Consider the following 20,333-nt stretch of genomic DNA (forward strand, 5'->3'; position numbering starts at 1 on the left):
GGATTTGTGAACCTGTGGTTTAACAAATGCTTGCAGAAACTTCCTGCAACCAGTTCTAGACGTTTATGATCCCGCTTCCGACGGCTTATTCCGCGGGGCGGGGGCTTGGTTCCGGGAGTACGTCCCGGAGGCGCTCCAGGATCATGTCCACCACGCCAACGATGTCGAGGTCCGTGGTATCCAGTTCCCAGGCATCTTCGGCGGGCTTGAGGGGGGCCACGCTACGCTCGCGGTCGCGGCGGTCACGCGCCTCCATCTCGTCCTGAAGGGCGGAGAGATTAGCACTAAGTCCTTGTTCCTTCAACTGCATGTAACGTCGCCGGGCACGCTCCTCGGCGGAGGCCGTCAGGAACACCTTCAGGTCCGCGTCGGGGAAGACCACCGTGCCCATATCGCGCCCATCGGCCACCAGCCCTGGGGCCTTTGCAAAGCCCCGCTGACGCGCCAGTAGCGCCTCGCGAACCGCCGGAATGGCCGCGATTTGAGAGGCGTCGCTTCCCGCCTGTTCCGTCCGCAGAAGCTGATCCACCGAGGCCCCTTCCAGCAAGGTATTCACGGCGGTCGCGTCCTGATTGACCTCGAAATCGACATCCAGGCCGGCGGCAAGCCGCGTCAATGCGACCTTGTCGGTCAATTCGACCCCGTGCTGGCGCGCGGCCAGTCCGACCAGACGATAAAGCGCACCGCTATCCAGTAGATGCCAACCCATCGCGGCCGCCACGCGCATGCACACGGTGCCTTTGCCCGCCCCACCAGGGCCGTCGATGGTCAGGATAGGAATCGCGGCACTCATACCACCTCCAGCTGCAATCCGGCCGTGCGGGCCAATTCGACAAAACCGGGGAATGAGGTCCCCACGTTGGAGCAATCGCGGATGCGGATTGGCGCGTCAGCACGCAACCCCGCCATCGCGAACGACATCGCAATGCGGTGATCGCCATGGCTGTCCACGTCGCCTCCGGTGAAACCCTTTCCGCCCTGGATGCGAATCCCATCCGGCTGCACTGCGCACTCCACACCCAGTGCGGCCAGGCCGTCTGCCATCACCTGGATGCGGTCACTCTCCTTCACCCGCAGTTCTTCGGCCCCGGTCAGCACCGTCTCACCCTCGGCACAGGCGGCCGCCACGAAGAGCGCGGGGAACTCGTCGATCGCCAGGGGTACCAGGTCCTCGGGAATCTGGATGCCTTTGAGCGCGGCGGCCTCGACTTCCAGATCGGCCACGGGCTCACCACCTGCCTCGCGCTCGTCGAGCACTCGGATTTCCGCGCCCATCAGGCGCAGAATATCGATCACACCGGTGCGGGTCGGGTTGATCCCAACATGCTCCAGGCGCATCCGCGAGCCAGCAGCGATGGAGGCCCCGACCAGGAAGAACGCCGCCGAGGAGATGTCCGCCGGCACATCTACGGGACTCGCGACCAGCTGGCCGCCGCCCTCGACACAGGCCCGCGGCCCGTCCCGCTCGACGGGATAACCGAAGCCGGCCAGCATCCGCTCGGTATGATCGCGAGTCGGTGCGGGCTCGGTGACGCAGGTGCGACCCTCCGCCCACAACCCGGCGAGCAGGAGCGCAGATTTCACCTGCGCACTGGCCACCTTGAGTACATGATCCGTGCCCCGCAGCGGCGCACCGCCGTGGATCCGCAGCGGCGGCGTACCGGCCTCGCTGGTATCGATCCGCGCGCCCATTAACGCCAGCGGATCGGTGACCCGTCGCATCGGCCGCCCGGTCAGGGAGCGGTCCCCAACCAATTCGCTGTCAAACGCCTGACCGGCCAGCACACCGCATAGCAGGCGCATCGCGGTTCCCGAGTTCCCCATGTCGAGGGCCACCGCTGGTGCCTGCAAGCCACGCAGACCGGCACCTTGGATACGCACATCGCCAGGCCCGGTACGCTCAATGGTTACGCCCATGGCACGAAAGGCCTCCAGCGTGGCGATGCAATCCGCCCCTTCGAGAAAGCCGGTCACGCGCGTTTCGCCCTCTGCCAGGGCCCCCAGCATGATCGAACGATGAGAGATGGACTTGTCGCCCGGCACGCGGGCGCGGCCCGCGAGCTGCCCACCGGGCTGTACGGTAAAGGTATTCATTGGTTATCAGGTATCCAGTTGTGCATCCGCAGGGTCGCAGAGGCGATCGCGGGTTTCCTTGGCATGTTCGAAGTTTTGTTCGATTTGGGCGGCATCGCCTCGCTCGATCGCGGCGCGCAACGTCTCCAGATCGGCCTGATAATGGCGGATGACCTCGAGTATGGCCTCGCGATTGGCGAGGCAGATATCACGCCAGACCACCGGGTCACTGGAGGCGATGCGGGTAAAGTCGCGAAAGCCCCCGGCTGCGTAATGAAAGATCTCGTCACGCTCGCTCATGTTCGAAAGCGAGGACACCAGCGTAAAGGCCAGGACATGGGGCAGATGGCTGGTCGCGGCCAGTACCCGATCGTGGTGCGCCGGGGTCATGTATTCCACCCGAGCCCCCGCAGCCTGCCACATCGCCGCGACCCGGTCGGTCGCGAGGGGATTGGTGGCATCCGCCGGGGTCAGGATCACTAGGCGCTCGCGGAACAGGCTGGAAAATGCCGCCCCTACCCCGCTTTTCTCCGTGCCCGCGATGGGATGCCCCGGGACAAAGCCACGCGGGACCTCGCCAAACCCGGCACCGACGGCGTCGATCACCGCCTGCTTGCTGCTACCCACGTCGGTCAAAGGGCTGCCCTCCGGCCAAGCGTCCGCGAGATCACGGGCCAGTGGTTCCATCGCGCCCAGCGGCACCGCCAAGACGCCCATGTCGGCGCCTTCGGCGGCCTCCGCCACGTCGGTGGTCCAGCGATCAATAACGCCTAGGCGCTGCGCCTCGCGCAGGTTGTCGGCATTGCGCGAACAGCCAACGACTTCGCGCACCGCCCCCGCCTCGCGCAGAGCCAGCGCAAGCGATCCCCCGATCAGCCCCACACCAAAGATGACGAGCCGTTCGATCACGCCAGGGCCTTCTTCAGTGCCATGAGAAACCGATCATTGTCCTCCGGCGTTGAAACCGTCACGCGCAGATGCCCAGGAAGACCGTAGTTCTCGACCGGGCGCGTGATGACCCCTTCGCGCAGCATCACGTCGTATACGGGGCCGGGGTCTCGGCCGGTGTCGAAAGTCACGAAATTGCCCACCGAAGGGATCACACGCAGCCCCATCTCGCGCAGGGCCTCGCTCACCTGGCGCACGCCCGCCCGGTTGATGGCGACCGATTTTGCCACGTGTGCGGCATCATCCAGGGCCGCCAAACCGGCTGCCTGGGCCACTGCGTTTACGTTGAACGGCTGACGAACCCGATTCAACAGCTCTGCAACGCCCGGTGAGCTGACCGCGTAGCCGAGCCGCAAACCGGCAAGGCCCTGGATCTTGGAAAAGGTTCGCGTCACGATCAGATTCGGAAAGCGATCCAGCCACTGCGTCGTGTCGGGATAGCTGGCTTCTTCAACGTACTCGAAGTACGCCTCGTCGACTACGATCACGGTGGTAGCAGGCATCGCGGCCACGAATGCCTCAAGCGCCGCTGTGTCCAGCCAGGTGCCGGTAGGATTGTTCGGGTTGGCCACGAAGACCACGCGCACATCGGCATTCACGCGCGACTGCATCGCGGCAAGGTCGTGTCCAAAAGGCTGCGCGGGATGATCGGCGGGCAGCGCTGGCGCCACCCGTGCTTCAGCGTTGACCGCCTGTGTAACCAGCGGATAGACCGCGAACGCATGCGCCGAAAACACGGCGGCCCGACCCGGCGCCAGCCAAGTGCGGGCAATCAGTTCCAGCACCTCGTTGGAGCCGTTGCCCAAGGTAATCTGCTCCGGGGCAACACCATGGCGTTCGGCCAGCCGGGACTTCAGTTCAAAACCGTTTCCGTCGGGATAGACATGGGCATCGGCCAGCGCCGCATGGCCAGCCTCCACCGCCAGCGGTGACGGGCCCAGTGGATTCTCGTTGGAGGCCAACTTAATTGCCTGAGTGATCCCCAGTTCACGCTCCAGCGTGGCCACTGGCTTGCCCGGCTGGTAGGGACTCAGCCTCTGGACCCCGGCGACCGCAAGGGTCACCGGATCAAAGTCCACACGGGCCGGGTCGGCCTGACCCGATACGGAAGGATTGGATGCCATTGGGGATGCCTCGGCGTGTCAGGTAGAAGATTCAGGAACGCAATTCAGGTCGCGGCTTGGGGATAACTTCCCAGCACCTTGACCGTGTCCGCGCTTGCGCGCAGCTGTTCCAGGCAATCACGGATCAACGGGTCTTGCTGATGTCCGATCAGGTCGAGGAAGAAGACGTAGTTCCAAGGCGTGCAACGCGAAGGCCGCGACTCAATCCGGGTCAGGCTGACCCCCGCCTCCGCGATCGGCTTCAACAGCGAGTACAACGAACCGGGCCGATTCGCAGTACTCAGCATCACCGAGGTCCGGTCCGCGCCACTGGGCTCGGTGGTGCCGGAGCCAATAATCAGGAAACGGGTGGTGTTGTCGGCGCGATCTTCCACGTGTGGCACACGTACCGGGAGCTGGTAATGATCCGCGGCCGCCTGGCTTGCCAGCGCCGCCACCGTGGGATCGGTCGCGGCGATCTCCGCCGCGCGGGCATTGCTGGACACCGCCTCGCGTTCGGCGTGCGCCAACTCGTTGTCCAGCCATTGTCGGCATTGCGCCAGCGCCTGGGCATGGGCCAGCACCCGCCGCACCTGACCCAACTCCTCCGCATGGGACAGCAGATGATGATGAATCGGGGTAATCACCTCGCCACAGATCTGCAGAGAAGAATCCATGAAACAGTCGACGGTGTGGGTCACTACACCCTCCGAGCTGTTCTCGATGGGCACAACCCCAAACTGGGCGCGCCCCGTCTCCACCGCACCAAACACGGCGTCGATGGAGGCAAGGGGCTGGGTCTCCACCGCATGACCAAAGTGCTTGCGAGCCGCCAAATGGGTAAAGGTTCCCACCGGCCCCAGATAAGCCACGTTAAGCGGATACTCCAGCGCCAGACACTCCGACATGATCTCGCGAAACAGTCGGGTGATGGCTTCCGCCGAAAGCGGCCCAGGGTTTTGCTCTCGCACCCGACGCAGGATCTCGGCTTCCCGTTCCGGGCGGTAGAATACGGGATTGCTCTCTTGGCTACGTTTGACCCGCGCCACCGCCTCGGCACACCGGGCACGCTCGCTCAGATGCACCAGTAACTCACTGTCCAGCGCGTCAATGCGCGCCCGCAGCGCGGCGAGATCGTCCAGTTCCTCGGGGGACTGGTGCGAATGCTGATCTCCAGCCACGATCTACAACACCCGCGCCCGCAACACGCCGTCGATGTCGTGCAGTGCGCTTAGGGTCGCCGGGTCAGGGTGCCCATCCACATCCAGCAAGGTATAGGCCAGATCCCCGCGAGAATCGTTCATCAGATGCAGAATGTTGATATTTGATTCACCCAGGGTGTGCGAGATGCGCCCCACCCGGTCTGGAAGGTTCTGGTTGATGATGGCGATGCGGGTATCGCCCTTGCGGTCCAGGACCAGGGTTGGGAGATTCACCGAATTCACGACGTTGCCGTTTTCCAGGTAGTCGCGTAGCTGATCCGCGATCATTATCGCGCAGTTCTCTTCGGACTCGGTCGTCGAGGCCCCCAGATGCGGCAAGGTGATCACCCGCGGGTGTCCGACCATGCCCTGAACGGGAAAGTCGGTGACGTAGGCGTGCAGACGCTCACTGTCCAGGCCCTCGCGCACGGCCTCGTCGTCCACGATGCCTTCGCGCGCCAGATTCAACACCATTGCCCCAGAATTCATCCCTGCCAGGGTCTTGGCATTGACCAGATTCGCGGTGTTCTCCGTCAGTGGCACATGCACGGTCACCGCATCGGCCCCTTCCAGTGCCGCCTCGACCGATCGGGCGCGTTCGATGCCTGAGTGCAGGCGCCAGGCGTTTTCCACAGTCACCTTGGGATCGAACCCCACGACCTCCATCCCCAGCGCCCGTGCCGCATTGGCCACGCCCACGCCGATCGCACCAAGGCCGAGTACCGCCAACCGGCGTCCAGGCAGTTCAAAGCCGGTGAACTTCTTCTTGCCCTGCTCTACCGCGGACATGAAGTCTTCCTTGGTCGGGTCGAGCTCCCGGACATAGCCAGCGGCCGGCAACAAATTGCGCGCGCCCAGCAGAAGGCCGGCGATCACCAATTCCTTCACTGCGTTGGCATTCGCTCCGGGGGCGTTGAAGACCGCTACGCCACGCTCGGACAGCGCCTGCACCGGAATATTGTTCACTCCGCTACCAGCACGACCGACGGCCAGCACCGATTGCGGAATCTCCACCGAATGCAGGTCGAACGACCGCAGCATCAGTGCATCGGGGTTGTTGAGGTCCGACGCTACTTCGTAATGGTCGCGCGGGAAACGGTCCAGTCCGCGCACCGCGATGTTGTTGTAGGTCTGAATTCGGTACATCACGACCTCCTGGCCCGGTGGTTACGCCGGTGATTGCGGTTCAACGGGATCAGGCGTGGCGGTTCTCAAAATCCGCCATGAACTCGATCAGGCCATCCACTGCGCTCTCCGGCACCGCGTTGTAGATACTGGCGCGCATACCGCCCACGGAGCGATGCCCCTTCAGGGAGGACAATCCTGCCGCATCGGCCTCATTCAGGAACGTACCGTCCAGGGAGTCATCCGCGAGGATAAACGGCACGTTCATCCACGACCGGGCCGAGGGCTCCACCGGATTCCGGTAGAAGGCCGAATTGTCGACGTAATGATAGAGCTTGGCGGCCTTGCGCTCGTTGATCTCCGCCATTTTTTCGAGGCCACCCTGCTCCAGCAGCCACTCAAACACCAACCCGGCCAGATACCAGCCAAAGGTCGGCGGGGTGTTGTACATCGAGTCGTTCTTCGCCTGCAGCGCCCAGTCCAATACCGCCGGCACGGGGGCCTGCCTGTCACGCTCCAGCAGATCGTTACGCACGATCACCACGGTCAGGCCAGCCGGCCCGATGTTCTTCTGAGCCCCGGCGTAGATCACGCCGAACCGCGACACGTCGATCGGCCGCGACAGAATGGTAGAGGACATGTCCGCCACCAGCGGCACGCCCCCGACATCCGGGATGTCGGGGAACTCAACCCCGCCGATGGTCTCGTTCGGGGTGTAATGCACGTAGGCGGCATTCGGATCGAGGTTCCAGGAGGCACGATCCGGGATCGAGTCATACCCGCTGGCCTGCGAGCTGGCCACGATATTGACCGACCCGTACTTCTGGGCCTCCTTGATCGCCTTGCCCGACCAGGCACCGGTGTCGATGTAGTCCATACCCTGGCCATTGGCGAGGTTCAGGGGGATGGCCGCAAACTGCCCGGTGGCACCCCCCTGCAGGAACAAAACGGTGTAGTTGTCGGGGATGTTCATCAGCTTGCGCAGATCCTGCTCGGCCTTTTCGGCGACCGCCATGAACGGCTTGCCGCGATGGCTCATCTCCATCACCGACATCCCGGAACCACGGAAATCCAGCAGCTCGTCGCGGGCGCGTTCCAGCACCGCTTGAGGCAGAGCCGCCGGCCCTGCGCTGAAATTCATCACTCGCGTCATGCCTGTTCTCCATCGTCGCTGGATTCGGGACCCGCATTCGGGTCCGCTTCGGCTTCCATCTCGTCCGAATCGTCGTCCTCACCCTCGCCCTGCAGCTGCGCCACGCGGGCCAGTTCCACCAGATTCTCGTTCTCGTCGAGGCGGATCAGACGCACGCCCTGCGTGTTGCGCCCAATCAGCGGAATCTGATCCACCGGGGTGCGCACCAGCGTCCCGCCGTTGGTAATCAGCATCACCTCGTCATCGTCGAGCACCCGTGAAGCACCCACCAGGAGGCCGTTACGACCCTCGGTTTGAATCGCGATCACACCTTGACCACCGCGGCGGTGGACGGGGAATTCGTCGAACCGGGTGCGCTTGCCGTAGCCATGTTCGGTCGCCAACAGGGCCGACCCTTCGTCTACATTCAGCAGCGCGATCACGCGCTGATCGTCCTCCATGCGCACGCCGCGCACCCCGCAGGCGGTGCGCCCCATGGCGCGAACGTCGCTCTCGTGGAAGCGAACCGCCTTGCCCGCCGTCGTCACCAGCATTACATCCAGCGTGCCATCGGTCAGCGACACGTCCACCAGATGATCGCCCTCGCGCAGATCCACCGCGATGATGCCGGAGGCCCGGCGGCGCGAGAAATCGGTCAACGGCGTCTTCTTGACCGTCCCCTGAGCCGTCACCATGAAGACGTAATGATCCGGATCGTACTCACGCACCGGCAGAATCGCATTGATGCGCTCATCGGACTCCAGCGGCAGCAAGTTCACAATCGGCTTGCCGCGGGCGGCACGCGAACCCTGCGGCAGCTCGTAGACCTTGAGCCAGTAGACGCGTCCACGGCTGGAGAAGCACAGGATCGTGTCATGCGTGTTGGCCACCACCAGGCGATCGATAAAATCCTCTTCCTTGAAGCTGGTCGCGGCCTTGCCCCGTCCGCCGCGACGTTGTGCGCGGTAATCGGCCACCGGCTGGTACTTCACGTAGCCGGCATGCGACAGCGTGACCACGACGTCTTCTTCGCCGATCAGATCTTCCAGCGTCAGGTTGGCCTGGCGTTCGCGCAGCTCGCTGCGCCGTTCATCGCCAAACTGCTCCGCTACCGCCAGTAGCTCGTTGCGGATCTCCAGCTGCAGGCGATCGCCGGATCCGAGGATGTCCAGCAGATCGTCGATCAGTTCCAGAAGCTCGCGATACTCATCGAGGATCTTGTCTTGTTCCAGCCCGGTAAGGCGATGCAGCCGCAGGTCCAGGATCGCCTGGGCCTGGGCCTCGGACAGACGATAGCCGTCCGTACCCACGCCGTATTCAGCTGCCAGGTCTTCCGGCCGCGAAGCGCTGGCCCCGGCCCGGTCGAGCATGTCGCTGACCACACCGAGCGGCCAGCTGCGCGCGAGCAGGCCGGCCTTCGCCTCTGCCGGATTCGGCGCGGCGCGGATCAATTCGATCACCGGATCGATGTTCGCCAGCGCGATCGCCAGGCCTTCCAGGATATGCGCGCGCTCTCGGGCCTTGCGCAGGTCAAAGATCGTGCGCCGGGTCACCACCTCGCGGCGGTGACGCAGGAACGCCTGCAGAACCTGACGCAGGTCCAGCACCTTCGGCTGGCCGTCCACCAGGGCCACCATGTTGATCCCGAAGACGTTCTGCATCTGGGTGTGCATGTACAGGTGATTCAGCACAACCTCGGCCATTTCGCCGCGCTTGAGCTCGATCACCAGGCGCATGCCGTCCTTGTCGGACTCGTCACGCAGCTCGGAGATGCCCTCAATGCGCTTCTCCTTCACCAGCTCCGCGATTTTCTCGGTCAACCGTGCCTTGTTCACCTGATACGGCAGCTCGGTCACCACAATGGCCTCGCGCTGCCCGCCTTCCAGGGGCTCCACGTGCGAGCGGGATCGGATCAGCACCCGGCCACGCCCGGTGCGGTAGGCCTCGCGTACACCATCGACACCATTGATGATGCCGGCGGTGGGGAAATCGGGCCCGGGCACATGTTCCATCAGGCCGTCGATCGAGATCTCGGGATCATCAATGAGCGCCACGCAGGCGTTGATGACTTCGCGCAGGTTGTGCGGCGGGATGTTGGTCGCCATGCCCACGGCAATCCCGGCGGACCCGTTGACCAGCAGGTTCGGGAACTTGCTCGGCAGCACCGCCGGCTCGGTCTCGGAACCGTCGTAGTTGTCGATGAAGTCGACGGTTTCCTTGTCGATGTCGGCCAGCAGTTCGGCCGCGATGCGCGCCATGCGCACCTCGGTGTAACGCATGGCGGCCGGCGAATCGCCGTCGATGGAACCGAAGTTGCCCTGCCCGTCCGCGAGCATGTAGCGCATCGAGAACGGCTGCGCCATGCGCACGATGGCGTCATAGACCGCGGAGTCGCCATGCGGGTGATATTTACCGATCACGTCACCGACCACGCGCGCCGACTTCTTGTAAGGCTTGTTGTAGTCGTTGCCCAGCTCGCGCATCGCGTGAAGCACGCGGCGGTGGACCGGCTTGAGGCCGTCACGGACATCGGGGAGGGCCCGGCCCACGATTACGCTCATCGCGTAATCGAGGTAAGACTGCTGCATCTCGTCTTCGAGATTGACCGGGAAGATTTCCTTGGCAAATTCAGCCATCGAGAGTTACGCCGTCCGTCTGAACAAGCTCGCGATGATACCACAGGGGTGACCACAAGGGACGGCCTTTTCGCCCCTCAAAACGGTTCTCCGAGCCTCTCAGGCCCTTATCGGCTTCATGCAGCCCCGTATTGGGCGGCTGTCAGACAAGCGAGCCGGTCTCCGCAGGCTCCCGCAACACAGCCAGACGCTCCATTGTGGGCGCCTCGACCACGCCGCTTTCGGTCACAATGGCGTCAATCAGGTCCGCCGGGGTGACATCAAACGCCGGGTTGAACCCGCGAGCGCCATCGGCGGCAACACGCTGCCCCCCAAGCGCCAGCACCTCGTCCTCACCCCGCTGCTCGATGGGGATGCCATCACCATTCGGCATATCAAAGTCGATGGTCGCCACGGGCGCCGCCACCATGAAGCGCACCCCGTGGGCACGTGCCAGAACCGCCAGTGCATAGGTGCCGATCTTGTTCGCGGTATCACCATTGGCGGCAATCCGGTCCGCGCCCACAATCACCCAGCCGATCTGGCCAGAACGCAGGAGACTGGCGGCTGCACCTTCGCACAGAACCTGGACCGGGATCCCGTCATGGACCAGCTCCCAGGCGGTCAGGCGACTGCCCTGCAACCAGGGGCGGGTCTCGTCGGCAAAAACCTCTTCGATGCGGCCGGCATCCCAAGCCGCCCGGATCACACCGAGTGCCGTGCCATAGCCTCCGGTTGCCAGAGAGCCGGTATTGCAATGGGTCAGGACCCCGCGCCCCGGCTCAATCAGCTCCGCACCCAGTGCACCCATGTTTCGATTGCCCGCGATATCCGCATCGAGCATTCGCTGGGCCGCCGCTGTGGTCGCGGCTACAGCGGCTTCGGCACTGGCACTGGCCGTCACTTCGGCCTGCATGCGATCCAGGGCCCAGAACAGATTAACGGCGGTGGGTCGCGCACCCCTCAAGGTCTCGACATCACCCGCCACCCGCGCGCGCCAGTCGTCATGTCCCTGGGCCTGCTGACAGGCCAGCACCACCCCAAAGGCCGCGGTGATGCCGATTGCCGGCGCGCCACGCACCACCATGTCGCGGATCGCTTCCGCAACCGCGGGGGCGGCATCGTACGTCTGCCAAAGGGTCTCCTGCGGGAGCCGTCGTTGGTCCAGCAGCTGCAACTGGCCCTTCGCAAATCGGATCGGGCGAATGGTATCGGAGTGTACTTTTTTCATGTGCTCATTCTATCAGGGCGGCCCCGCCGAGCGCCCAGTTTGGCAGCCTTCCCGAGGGATGGGCGTGGTGGGAACGGTGGTATGCCACAGGCGGCGGCTCTGGGCACGATTTCCAGGCGTCACCCTCAATTCCGTATCCGCCTCCAGTCGCAGGGCGCCCTGTACGCCGGTTTCCTGCAACGGGATGCAGGCGGCCACCAGCCGCTGGCGAACCGACTCGGCCAGGCCCCGACGCTGACCATCGGTGCTCGCCCATGCGATTTGCGGCCGGGCATCGTCCAGCCAACCCCGGCTCAAGCTATCCGCGCCGGCCCCACGTGGCACTACCAGTAAGTCGCTCTCCCGGATCGTCGCCGACCGCCGCATCAGGATCGCCTCGCCCAGTCCCGACAGGCCCCCGGTCAGAACCAGCCGTACGCCTCCTGCCGTCTCGACCGCCAGTACACACGACGCGGAGGCCTGGTCATTCCATCCAGGCGGGGGGTGTAGCACCTCGAAGCGCACCCCATCCCACTCCCATTGCTGTCCGGCTCGGCATTGCCGTTCGTTGTGTGTTTCCGGACGACGCCGCAGAACCTCCGTCACGGGCACTGCGTCGCGAACCGCAGGAGCACCCCCGGCATGGGCGGCATGCTCATGGCTTAGAATCATTCGGTCCAGATGCCGTAGCCCCGATGCACGCAGGGCCGGCACAACGATCTGCTCTCCTGCACTGAAACCGTCGTCCCGTCCAAACCCGGCATCGAACAGCAAGGCATGTCCACGGGTCTGCAACAACACAGACTGGCTATTCCCCACATCCAGCAGCTGAGCTCGCAAGGCGCCCTCCGCGATGTCCGGTCGCAACGGCAACACCAGCGCCAGCCCCACCAGCAGAGTCCAGACCGCCCCTAACCGCAGCCGGGGCTGCAAGGCGAGCAGTACCCCCAAACCGCCCAACAGGCTCGCGGCAAGGGGCACTCGCCGCTCGTCAACCAGTACCGGAAGCGCAGACAGTCGCTCCAGCAACACCAGCAGCATGGTCAGAACGCCGTCACCAAGGTAAAGAAACGGGGCACCCAGTGGGGTCCACAACGCACTGAGCCCCGCGCCCACCAACAACACCGGCAACACCAGAAGGCTGATCACGGGTACCGCGACCAGATTCGCAACCGGCGCGATCCAGGACCCCAGCTGGAACCAGGCCAGACTGAGAGGCAACATGGCGAGGGCCAGCATCACCTGGATGGTCCCGGCCTCGCGCCATCCCGGCCGGCGAGTGCGTCCCTGCAATAGCAGCAAAATGACCGTGACCGCGCCGAAGGAGAACCAAAAACCGGGCGCCAGAACGCTGGCCGGCTGCCAGACCACCACCGCAATGGCCGCCAGCATTAATCCGCGCCAGGCGAAGGCCTCACGGCGCCACAACAAGGCCGCCATGAAGGCGCCGAGCATGATCACGGCGCGTTGGGTGGGAATACTGAACCCTGCCATGGCCGCATAGATCACAGCTCCAAAGAGACCCGCGAGCGCCATGAAAGCGGCCTTTCTGGCCACGCCCTGAAGGGCTCGCGACACGGACCACAAACCACCCGCCAGCAAACCCACGAACCCCGCCACCAGGCCCACATGAAGCCCGGAAATCGCCATCAGGTGGTTGGTCCCGGTGCGCAGAAACGCCTGCCACTCTCGAGACGTCATGCCCTGGCGATCACCAATGACCAGGGCCTGGATCAAGCCTGGATGATTCAGACTTGGCGCCGCGCGCTCCATGCGGTCGCGCAACCAGCCCCGCCCATGGTGCAGACGTGCCCGCCAACGGATCGTGGTCGATAGTGGAACGGCCTCCTTAAGGGGTGTCCATTCCAATAGGGTTCCGGAACCGTGCAACCCCTCACGGTAATACCAACCCGCACGATCAAAGCCTCCGGGATTCGAGCGGCCAGCGGCAGGCCGCAAGCGCAGGGCCATTCGTGCCCGAGTCCCTGCGACGATCTCCGGTCGCCCAGGATAGGCCGTCACCAATAAATCGCGGGCGGATACGTCCTCCGGCCCCGACAGCACTGCATCCACCGTGATCCGAAAGCGGCTGCGATGCTCGAGATGTTCCGGCAAGCTGGTGACCGTTGCCGAAACGACGATCTCCTCACCCGCAAGCGAGGGCTTCACCACCTGTTTGAGCCAAGTGCCGGCCGTCACGAAAACCAAGGCCCAGGCCAGGAGGGCACCGGCTGCGGTGGCGACGAACACCCGGATCGGAAGCTTCAAATGCCGCGCGGCGGCGAGGATGAACAAACCCGTCAGCGCAAGAGCCACGACGTGCGATGCAGTCAGCTGGGGTAGCTCCGACTGACGGTGCAGCCACCAGGCGACCAGTAGCAACCCCAACGTAAAGCCTTTCATTGCGGGGCACCGGACGCCGTCGCGTGGGTGTGACCCAAAATCGGCACAGGGACATCGCCGCGCAGCGGCCAGGCAAAATCGGCGAGAATGCAGGGAACGTGCGTGGCAGCGTGCCCGCGCCAGGCGTACCATCGGCAGCGCGGAACATGGCAAGACACATCTTCAAGAGAATGTTTCCCGGCATGGAACACATGCGCGGGCACAAGGCCCTCGCCCCGCTGGGCCCACGCCTGGGGTCGCCTGATCTTTGGCATCTGAACCGCCGCTCCGTGGCTGGTGCGTTTGCCGTTGGGCTTTTCGTGGCCTTCCTGCCACTGCCCATGCAGATGCTGATCGCGGCCGCCATCGCCCTCGTGGTCCGCGTCAATCTGCCGATATCGGTGATCCTGGTATGGATTTCCAACCCGGTCACCATGCCCCCCATGTTGTATACGGCCTACACGATCGGCCGCAAGCTGCTGGACGAACCGCGGCGGGATATACACCTGGACTGGAACTGGGAGTGGTTCACCACCGAACTGCTGACGATCTGGCAGCCCCTGTTGTTGGGCAGTGTTCTGCTGGGAGCCGTCGCGAGTCTATCCGGATACCTGTTCGTACGATTCTTGTGGCGCCTGAACGTCGCCCAACGCATGCGTAGCCGGCGCTACCTGCGACGCCTTCGAAAGGAACTCGCAGAACGCGAAACCGCGGAACAAGACCGCCAACGGCAAGCGAAGGATCAGGAACCGCCTTCGTTCAAGTAACCCGCCTCACCGAAATGCGTCGGGCCTAGCCGCTCGCCAGTTGCCCATCCAGGGGCTTTTGCTCGAGATGCCCCTTGACCAGTTGCACCGATCGATCAAGCTCGCGAGCCAGGGTGATGTCATGCGTCACGAGCGCCAACGCCGTCCCGGTCGAACGGTTCATCGCCCGTAGCAGCTCGAACACCTGGGCCGCGCGTTCCTGATCGAGGTTGCCGGTAGGCTCATCGGCCAGAATCGCCGATGGCCGGGTAACCAAGGCTCGGGCAATCGCCACGCGTTGGCGCTCCCCTCCCGACAGCTCGGAGGGCTTGTGGTCCAGGCGATGCCCCAAATCCACCTGTTGCAACCAATGCTGCGATTCCTCGCGCGCGCGGCGGTTGCTCATCCGCCGAATGAGTAGCGGCAAAGCGACGTTTTCCGCCGCCGTAAGCTCCGGCAGCAGATGATGGAACTGATAGACGAATCCAAGGTGCTTGTTGCGCAGGTGTCCGCGACGCGCTTCGCTCATTCGGGTCCAGTCGGTCCCGAGCAGCCGCACCTCGCCCGCTGTCGGCCGGTCCAGGCCGCCAAGCAGATGCAGCAACGTGCTCTTGCCACTGCCCGAGGCGCCAATAATTGCCGTCTGGTCACCCGGCTGCAGAGCAAAGTTGACGCCACTGAGCACCGCAACATCCAGTTTGCCGTCGCGAAAACGTCGCTCGAGCCCGCGGGCCTCGAGCACTGGGGTCTGGGCCTCAGTCATAGCGCAAGGCCTCCGCCGGCTGGGTACGTGCGGCCCGCCACGCCGGGAACAACGTTGCAACGACGGTTATCAGGAACCCAAGCACACCCACCCGCAAGACATCCGCGAGCTTCAGTTCCGAAGGCAAGTCACTGATATAATAGACATCCGCGGACAGAAATTCGACGCCGGAAACGCGTTCGATAAACGGCACGACCACATCGATATTACTCGCGAGCGACACCCCGGCGAGCGTACCCAGAAGGATGCCGATCGCGCCAATCACCACGCCCTGGACCATAAAGATCACCATGATCCCACCTGGCGACAGGCCCAGGGTTCGCAGGATTGCAATATCGCCCTGCTTGTCCGTGACCAACATGATCAATGTGGAGACGATATTGAACGCCGCCACCGCGACGATCAGCGAAAGGATGATGAACATCACCATCTTTTCCATCTGAATCGCCCGGAAAAGGTTCGCGTGCTGACGGGTCCAGTCCGATACCCGGAACAAACCATCCAGCTTGGCCGCCACATCACGCGCCACCACACCCGCCTGCATCATGTCGGTGAGGCGCAGACGCAGCCCGGTTACCTGATCCCCCAGCTGGAAAACCGCCTGGGCATCCTCCATGTGGATAAACGCAGTACCGCGGTCGTATTCGTACATCCCGACCTCAAACAGCCCGGATACCTCGAAGCGCCGCATGCGGGGCATCACGCCGGCCGGGGACACCGATGCCTGTGGCGCCATCAGGATGATGGAATCGCCCACCCGAACGCGTAGTTCGGCCGCCAGTTCGCGTCCCAGCACAACGCGATAGGCACCCGCCTCAAGGCTTCCCAGTTCGCCTCGGATCATATGCTCGCCAATCCGTGCGACCCGCTCTTCGGCTTCCGGCTCGATCCCGCGAACCAACGCCCCGGAGATATTCCCGCGGGCGCTCAGCATCGCCTCGCCTTGCACGTAAGGCGCCGCGGCCACCACACGCTCATCAATCTCCGGCGCCTCACGCTGCAGGCGCTCCCAGTCCCGCAACCCTCCATTGGCCTCCTGGATCGTGGCATGGGAGGCCATCCCGAGGATGCGTTCGCGAAGTTCACGCTCAAAACCATTCATCACCGAAAGCACCGTGATCAGTGCCATCACACCGAGCGCCAACCCGATAATCGAGACGACCGAGATGAACGAAATAAAATGATTGCGTCGTTTGGCGCGCGTGTAGCGCAAGCCGATCGCAAGGGTCAGGGGGCGAAACATCGGGAAATCATGCCAGAGATCCCCTGCCCCGCCTATCCCCAGACGGGCCTTCGCGCCCACCCGAACGTCGAGGGGAGGCATGCCGCCCCAGTTGACGCTACCATGGAGATATCCAGCAAACGGAGAGTTGGCGATGCCAGGGAAATGCGACGTGTTCAATCCCACCCCGAAGGTCACCCGAAGCCGGGTGTATCAGCTTTCGGCCCGCGCCTGCATGGTATTCGCGCTCGTCCTGCTCAGCGGGGCCTTGGCCACTGCGTCGGCCGACATCTTGCGCAGCCCCGATGGTGGTTTCACCGTGCAGGAACGCGACGGACTCCCGACCCGTGGACAGTCGCAGTCTGCCGTGACCCGGCAGCATGGCGAGCCCGAGCAACGCCATCCGACCGTCGGCGATCCGCCCATCACCCGTTGGGACTACGGCGATTTCTCCGTCTTCTTCGAAGGCGAATACGTCTTGCATAGCGCGGTGCGCGACGGATCCCACTCCGACCGTCCATGACGGCCGGGGATCCATCCCCTGCTCGGCGACGCCTGCCTGCCGAGTGGGAACCCCAGGGCGCGATTCAGCTGACTTGGCCACACGACGGGACCGACTGGGCCCCGGTGCTGGACACGGTCCACCCGGTCTTTGCCCGCATCGCCGCGAGCATTAGCCAGTACGAACCGGTCATTATCGTCGCCCGTGATCCCGAGCACATCGAGGAGATCTCCGGCTTCTTGACCGAGACCGCCATCCGGCCGGACCGCCTATGGTTCGCCCTGGCCCCCAGCAACGACACCTGGGCGCGCGATCACGGCGCGATCAGCGTATTCGAGGACGACCAACCACGGCTGCTGGATTTCACCTTCAATGGCTGGGGCGGCAAGCACCCTGCGGACCTGGACAACGCTATCACCCGGGCACTGGCCAGCCAGGGGGTATTCGGCCTCTGCACCCCGGAACCTACTGGAGTGGTCCTCGAAGGTGGCTCCATCGAATCCGATGGTAATGGAACCCTCCTCACCACCAGCCGCTGCCTCCTCTCCACGACCCGCAACCCGGATCTCGATCGTGCCGGAGTCGAACAGCGTCTCGGGCTATGGCTGGGTGCCCAACGCGTCCTGTGGCTGGAGCATGGCCAGCTTGAGGGCGATGACACCGACGCCCACATCGACACCCTGGCCCGCTTTTGCAGTCCCGACACCATCGCCTACGTCCAGTGCGACGACCCGAATGACACCCATTACCCCGAGCTCAAGGCCATGGAAGCCGAACTGCTGGCCCTGCGCCAAACCTCGGGAGAACCCTACCGGCTGATCGCGCTGCCGTGGCCAAAACCGGTTATCGAAGATGGCCAGCGCCTCGCCGCGACCTACGCGAATTTCCTGATCCTCAACGGCGCGGTCCTGCTGCCGGTCTACGACGACCCGGCCGACGCAGTCGCCCGCGACCGTCTGACCGCGGCATTTCCAGGTCGCGAGATCGTAGAGATCGACTGCCGCCCCATCATCCGGCAGGGTGGCAGCCTTCACTGCCTGACCATGCAATACCCTGCCGCCATCCTCGGCATCCCGCAGGAAGAATTCCCGAGCGAGCCCGAAGAATGACCCAAACGACGCTGCCCGTCGCCCTGATCCAGCACCACGATGCTGGCAGTTTTGAGGACAACCTCGATGCCACCGCGAAGGCGGTCGCGGCGGCCGCGGCGGTCGGGGCGCGCCTGGTCGTGCTCGCCGAGCTGCACACGGGTCCCTACTTCTGCCAGACGGAGGATCTCGCCACCTTTGATCGCGCCGAGACGATCCCCGGCCCGGCGTCCGAACGCCTGGCCGCAATCGCGCGGGAAAACGAAGTGGTACTGGTTGGCTCCCTGTTCGAGCGCCGCGCACCCGGGCTCTATCACAACACCGCGGTGGTTTTCGAGACCGACGGACAGCAAGTCGGCACCTATCGCAAGATGCACATCCCGGACGATCCGGGCTATTACGAGAAGTACTACTTCACCCCGGGCGACACCGGATTCGTGCCCATCGATACCTCCGTCGGCCGCCTGGGCGTGCTCGTGTGCTGGGATCAGTGGTACCCGGAGGCCGCGCGAATCATGGCCCTCTCCGGCGCTGAAGTGCTGATTTATCCCACCGCCATCGGCTGGGACCCACAAGACACGCCCGAGGAGCAATCGCGTCAACGCGAAGCCTGGATCACCGTGCAGCGCGGCCATGCGGTCGCAAACAACCTGCCGGTCATTGCCTGCAACCGTGTCGGGCACGAGCCCGACCCCTCCGGCCACTCGCCAGGCGCCACCTTCTGGGGCCACAGCTTCGTCGCCGGACCGCAGGGCGAGTTTCTCGCCCAGGCCAGCCAGGACCAACCAGAGATCCTGACCGCCTCCCTGGACCGCGGCCGTACGGAGGCGGTACGCCGCCAATGGCCCTTCCTGCGCGACCGCCGCATCGACGCCTACGCACCCATCCTCAAGCGCTACATCGACCCCGACTAAGCGAAGAAAAGCAATTCACAGGAAGATGTGAAGATTGGAAGATTAATGATGTGGTGAGCTGGTCTAATTTCCGTGGACACCTCGTTAGGTGGGACGATACCCCCTGGACGAGGAGAACAACCATGGCACGCAAGCGCCGAAGTTTTTCAAGCGAATACAAGGAGCGCGTGGCCCGGATGGTGGTCGATGACGGTCTGGAGGTCTCGGTCGTATGCCGGGATCAGGATCTAGGCGAGACGGCCGTTCGCCGCTGGGTCGATCAGCTCAAGGCGGAGCGCAAGGGGCAACCGGGCGAGGGTCGGCCGCTGACGGCGGAACAACAACGGATCCGCCAGCTCGAGGAGGAGAACCGGCGGTTGAAGGAGGACAAGGAGCTGTTAAAAAAAGCGTCGGCCTTCTTCGCCCGGGAACTGAAGTGATGCATCGCTGCATCACGCGGTTGAGCGGAGAAGGCCCTGTCCATCGTCTTTGTCGGCTGCTGGGAGTGAGCCGGGCCGGCTATTACGCGGCGCGGGCGCGGGCCGAACGTCCAAGCGTGCCCTGCGCCGCTGGCGCTCACCTTGAGCGGGTGTTCGCGGCTTCCGGGCGAACCTACGGCAGCCGGCGTTTGGCAAAAGCCTTACAGGCGGATGGCACCGCCATGGGCCGTTACCGGGTGCGGACGCTGATGCGCGAGCGCGGCCTGCGGCCCGTCTGGCGGCGGCGCTTTGTGACCACCACGCAACGCGACGACCGGGCCCCTGTCGCCGAAAACCATCTCAACCGCGAGTTCACCCCGGCCGGACCGAACCAGGCGTGGGCGTCCGACATCACCTATATCCCAACCGCGACCGGCTGGAGCTACCTGGCGGTCATCCTCGACCTGTACTCGCGCAAGGTCATCGGTTGGGCCCTCGATCGGCAGATGCCGGCGAGCCTGACCTGCGAGGCGCTGCGCATGGCGCTGGAGCAGCGCCAACCGGAGCCGGGACTGCTGCTGCACTCCGACCAGGGTTGCCAATACACCAGCGCCGCCTGGCGGCGGCTACTGGCCCGGCACCAGATCCAGGCGAGCATGAGCCGCCGGGGTAACTGCTGGGACAATGCCGTCGTCGAGCGCTTCTTCCTGAGCCTCAAGACGGAACGCGTCTGGCAGCGCCGCTACGCGAACCACGGCGAGGCGCGGCGGGATATCGCGGACTACATCGCTCGGTTCTACAACACCGTTCGCATCCACTCGACGCTGGGCTACCTGCCTCCCAGCGTCTACGAGCAACCAACGGCAGCCAATCCACCTAACGCGGTGTCCGAAATCACTTGACCGCCACA

Annotated in this window: 17 protein-coding genes; 5 read left to right on the forward strand and 12 right to left on the reverse strand. The window is 64.2% G+C overall.

Annotation, left to right across the window (positions count from 1 at the left end; translation table 11 throughout):
- Positions 1-85: 85 nt before the first annotated feature.
- The 10 genes from cmk to D002_RS0101420 all read right to left on the reverse strand — a co-directional run bounded on the left by cmk (position 86) and on the right by D002_RS0101420 (position 13,742).
- On the reverse strand, positions 86-793 hold the full coding sequence (cmk, locus tag D002_RS0101375) for a (d)CMP kinase (protein ID WP_018140123.1): 708 nt from the start codon (positions 791-793) through the stop codon (positions 86-88).
- The gene (aroA, locus tag D002_RS0101380) at positions 790-2,094 is read right to left on the reverse strand and encodes a 3-phosphoshikimate 1-carboxyvinyltransferase (protein WP_018140124.1); all 1,305 of its coding nucleotides are present in this window, start codon (positions 2,092-2,094) and stop codon (positions 790-792) included. Before aroA ends, cmk begins: the two co-directional genes overlap by 4 nt.
- A 6-nt stretch (positions 2,095-2,100) precedes the next feature.
- Positions 2,101-2,982 carry a prephenate dehydrogenase/arogenate dehydrogenase family protein gene (locus D002_RS0101385; protein ID WP_018140125.1) on the reverse strand — a complete coding sequence of 294 codons (882 nt, stop codon included), beginning with the start codon at positions 2,980-2,982 and terminating at the stop codon, positions 2,101-2,103.
- Complete coding sequence (hisC, locus tag D002_RS0101390) at positions 2,979-4,145, reverse strand: histidinol-phosphate transaminase (protein WP_018140126.1); 1,167 nt, start codon at positions 4,143-4,145, stop codon at positions 2,979-2,981. Before hisC ends, D002_RS0101385 begins: the two co-directional genes overlap by 4 nt.
- Before the next feature lie 44 nt (positions 4,146-4,189).
- Complete coding sequence (gene pheA / locus D002_RS0101395) at positions 4,190-5,305, reverse strand: prephenate dehydratase (protein WP_018140127.1); 1,116 nt, start codon at positions 5,303-5,305, stop codon at positions 4,190-4,192.
- A 3-nt stretch (positions 5,306-5,308) separates the two neighbouring features.
- On the reverse strand, positions 5,309-6,472 hold the full coding sequence (locus tag D002_RS0101400; RefSeq protein ID WP_018140128.1) for a 3-phosphoglycerate dehydrogenase family protein: 1,164 nt from the start codon (positions 6,470-6,472) through the stop codon (positions 5,309-5,311).
- A gap of 49 nt (positions 6,473-6,521) precedes the next feature.
- Positions 6,522-7,604, reverse strand: coding sequence for a 3-phosphoserine/phosphohydroxythreonine transaminase (serC, locus tag D002_RS0101405; protein ID WP_018140129.1), 1,083 nt, complete (start codon positions 7,602-7,604; stop codon positions 6,522-6,524).
- Entirely contained in the window at positions 7,601-10,219 is a 2,619-nt protein-coding gene (gene gyrA / locus D002_RS0101410) for a DNA gyrase subunit A (RefSeq protein WP_018140130.1), read from the reverse strand. The genes serC and gyrA overlap by 4 nt, the downstream gene beginning before the upstream one ends.
- 142 nt (positions 10,220-10,361) lie before the next feature.
- Complete coding sequence (gene mtnA, locus D002_RS0101415) at positions 10,362-11,429, reverse strand: S-methyl-5-thioribose-1-phosphate isomerase (protein WP_018140131.1); 1,068 nt, start codon at positions 11,427-11,429, stop codon at positions 10,362-10,364.
- A 12-nt stretch (positions 11,430-11,441) separates the two neighbouring features.
- Complete coding sequence (locus D002_RS0101420; protein WP_196800100.1) at positions 11,442-13,742, reverse strand: DNA internalization-related competence protein ComEC/Rec2; 2,301 nt, start codon at positions 13,740-13,742, stop codon at positions 11,442-11,444.
- 215 nt (positions 13,743-13,957) lie between these two features.
- On the opposite strand from D002_RS0101420, the gene D002_RS0101425 reads away from it, so the two are divergent.
- Positions 13,958-14,557, forward strand: a complete 600-nt coding sequence (locus D002_RS0101425; protein ID WP_026181434.1) for a DUF2062 domain-containing protein — start codon at positions 13,958-13,960, stop codon at positions 14,555-14,557.
- 25 nt (positions 14,558-14,582) lie between these two features.
- Here the strand turns inward: D002_RS0101425 and D002_RS0101430 are convergent, their stop codons facing one another.
- Positions 14,583-15,299 carry an ABC transporter ATP-binding protein gene (locus D002_RS0101430; protein WP_018140134.1) on the reverse strand — a complete coding sequence of 239 codons (717 nt, stop codon included), beginning with the start codon at positions 15,297-15,299 and terminating at the stop codon, positions 14,583-14,585.
- Positions 15,292-16,542, reverse strand: coding sequence for a lipoprotein-releasing ABC transporter permease subunit (locus tag D002_RS0101435; RefSeq protein ID WP_018140135.1), 1,251 nt, complete (start codon positions 16,540-16,542; stop codon positions 15,292-15,294). The genes D002_RS0101430 and D002_RS0101435 overlap by 8 nt, the downstream gene beginning before the upstream one ends.
- Before the next feature lie 214 nt (positions 16,543-16,756).
- Between D002_RS0101435 and D002_RS0101440 the strand changes: the two genes are divergently transcribed.
- The 4 genes from D002_RS0101440 (at position 16,757) to D002_RS13250 (ending at position 20,325) form a co-directional block, all read left to right on the forward strand.
- Positions 16,757-17,044 (forward strand): hypothetical protein, encoded by a 288-nt coding sequence (locus D002_RS0101440; RefSeq protein ID WP_231362905.1) that lies wholly within the window; start codon positions 16,757-16,759, stop codon positions 17,042-17,044.
- Positions 17,041-18,132 (forward strand): agmatine/peptidylarginine deiminase, encoded by a 1,092-nt coding sequence (locus D002_RS0101445; RefSeq protein ID WP_018140137.1) that lies wholly within the window; start codon positions 17,041-17,043, stop codon positions 18,130-18,132. The genes D002_RS0101440 and D002_RS0101445 overlap by 4 nt, the downstream gene beginning before the upstream one ends.
- Complete coding sequence (locus tag D002_RS0101450) at positions 18,129-19,025, forward strand: carbon-nitrogen hydrolase (RefSeq protein ID WP_018140138.1); 897 nt, start codon at positions 18,129-18,131, stop codon at positions 19,023-19,025. Before D002_RS0101445 ends, D002_RS0101450 begins: the two co-directional genes overlap by 4 nt.
- A 122-nt stretch (positions 19,026-19,147) precedes the next feature.
- Positions 19,148-20,325, forward strand: a protein-coding gene (locus D002_RS13250; RefSeq protein WP_155996075.1) for an IS3 family transposase whose coding sequence is annotated in 2 segments (ribosomal slippage) — positions 19,148-19,415 and positions 19,415-20,325 — 1,179 coding nt in all. Because the reading frame shifts where the segments join, the coding sequence is not laid out codon by codon here.
- Positions 20,326-20,333: the final 8 nt, after the last annotated feature.

This window comes from Thioalkalivibrio sp. ALJ7, from assembly GCF_000376865.1.
Classification (GTDB): Bacteria; Pseudomonadota; Gammaproteobacteria; order Ectothiorhodospirales; family Ectothiorhodospiraceae; genus Thioalkalivibrio.

Bases quoted from the DNA above. Each gene is read 5' to 3' on its own strand.
- gyrA (WP_018140130.1), bottom strand. From the start codon at position 10,219: ATGGCTGAATTTGCCAAGGAAATCTTCCCGGTCAATCTCGAAGACGAG.
- D002_RS0101440 (WP_231362905.1), top strand. From the start codon at position 16,757: ATGGTATTCGCGCTCGTCCTGCTCAGCGGGGCCTTGGCCACTGCGTCG.
- D002_RS0101430 (WP_018140134.1), bottom strand. From the start codon at position 15,299: ATGACTGAGGCCCAGACCCCAGTGCTCGAGGCCCGCGGGCTCGAGCGA.
- serC (WP_018140129.1), bottom strand. From the start codon at position 7,604: ATGACGCGAGTGATGAATTTCAGCGCAGGGCCGGCGGCTCTGCCTCAA.
- D002_RS0101435 (WP_018140135.1), bottom strand. From the start codon at position 16,542: ATGTTTCGCCCCCTGACCCTTGCGATCGGCTTGCGCTACACGCGCGCC.
- hisC (WP_018140126.1), bottom strand. From the start codon at position 4,145: ATGGCATCCAATCCTTCCGTATCGGGTCAGGCCGACCCGGCCCGTGTG.
- aroA (WP_018140124.1), bottom strand. From the start codon at position 2,094: ATGAATACCTTTACCGTACAGCCCGGTGGGCAGCTCGCGGGCCGCGCC.
- mtnA (WP_018140131.1), bottom strand. From the start codon at position 11,429: ATGAAAAAAGTACACTCCGATACCATTCGCCCGATCCGATTTGCGAAG.
- D002_RS0101425 (WP_026181434.1), top strand. From the start codon at position 13,958: ATGGCAAGACACATCTTCAAGAGAATGTTTCCCGGCATGGAACACATG.
- D002_RS0101445 (WP_018140137.1), top strand. From the start codon at position 17,041: ATGACGGCCGGGGATCCATCCCCTGCTCGGCGACGCCTGCCTGCCGAG.
- D002_RS0101450 (WP_018140138.1), top strand. From the start codon at position 18,129: ATGACCCAAACGACGCTGCCCGTCGCCCTGATCCAGCACCACGATGCT.
- D002_RS0101400 (WP_018140128.1), bottom strand. From the start codon at position 6,472: ATGTACCGAATTCAGACCTACAACAACATCGCGGTGCGCGGACTGGAC.
- cmk (WP_018140123.1), bottom strand. From the start codon at position 793: ATGAGTGCCGCGATTCCTATCCTGACCATCGACGGCCCTGGTGGGGCG.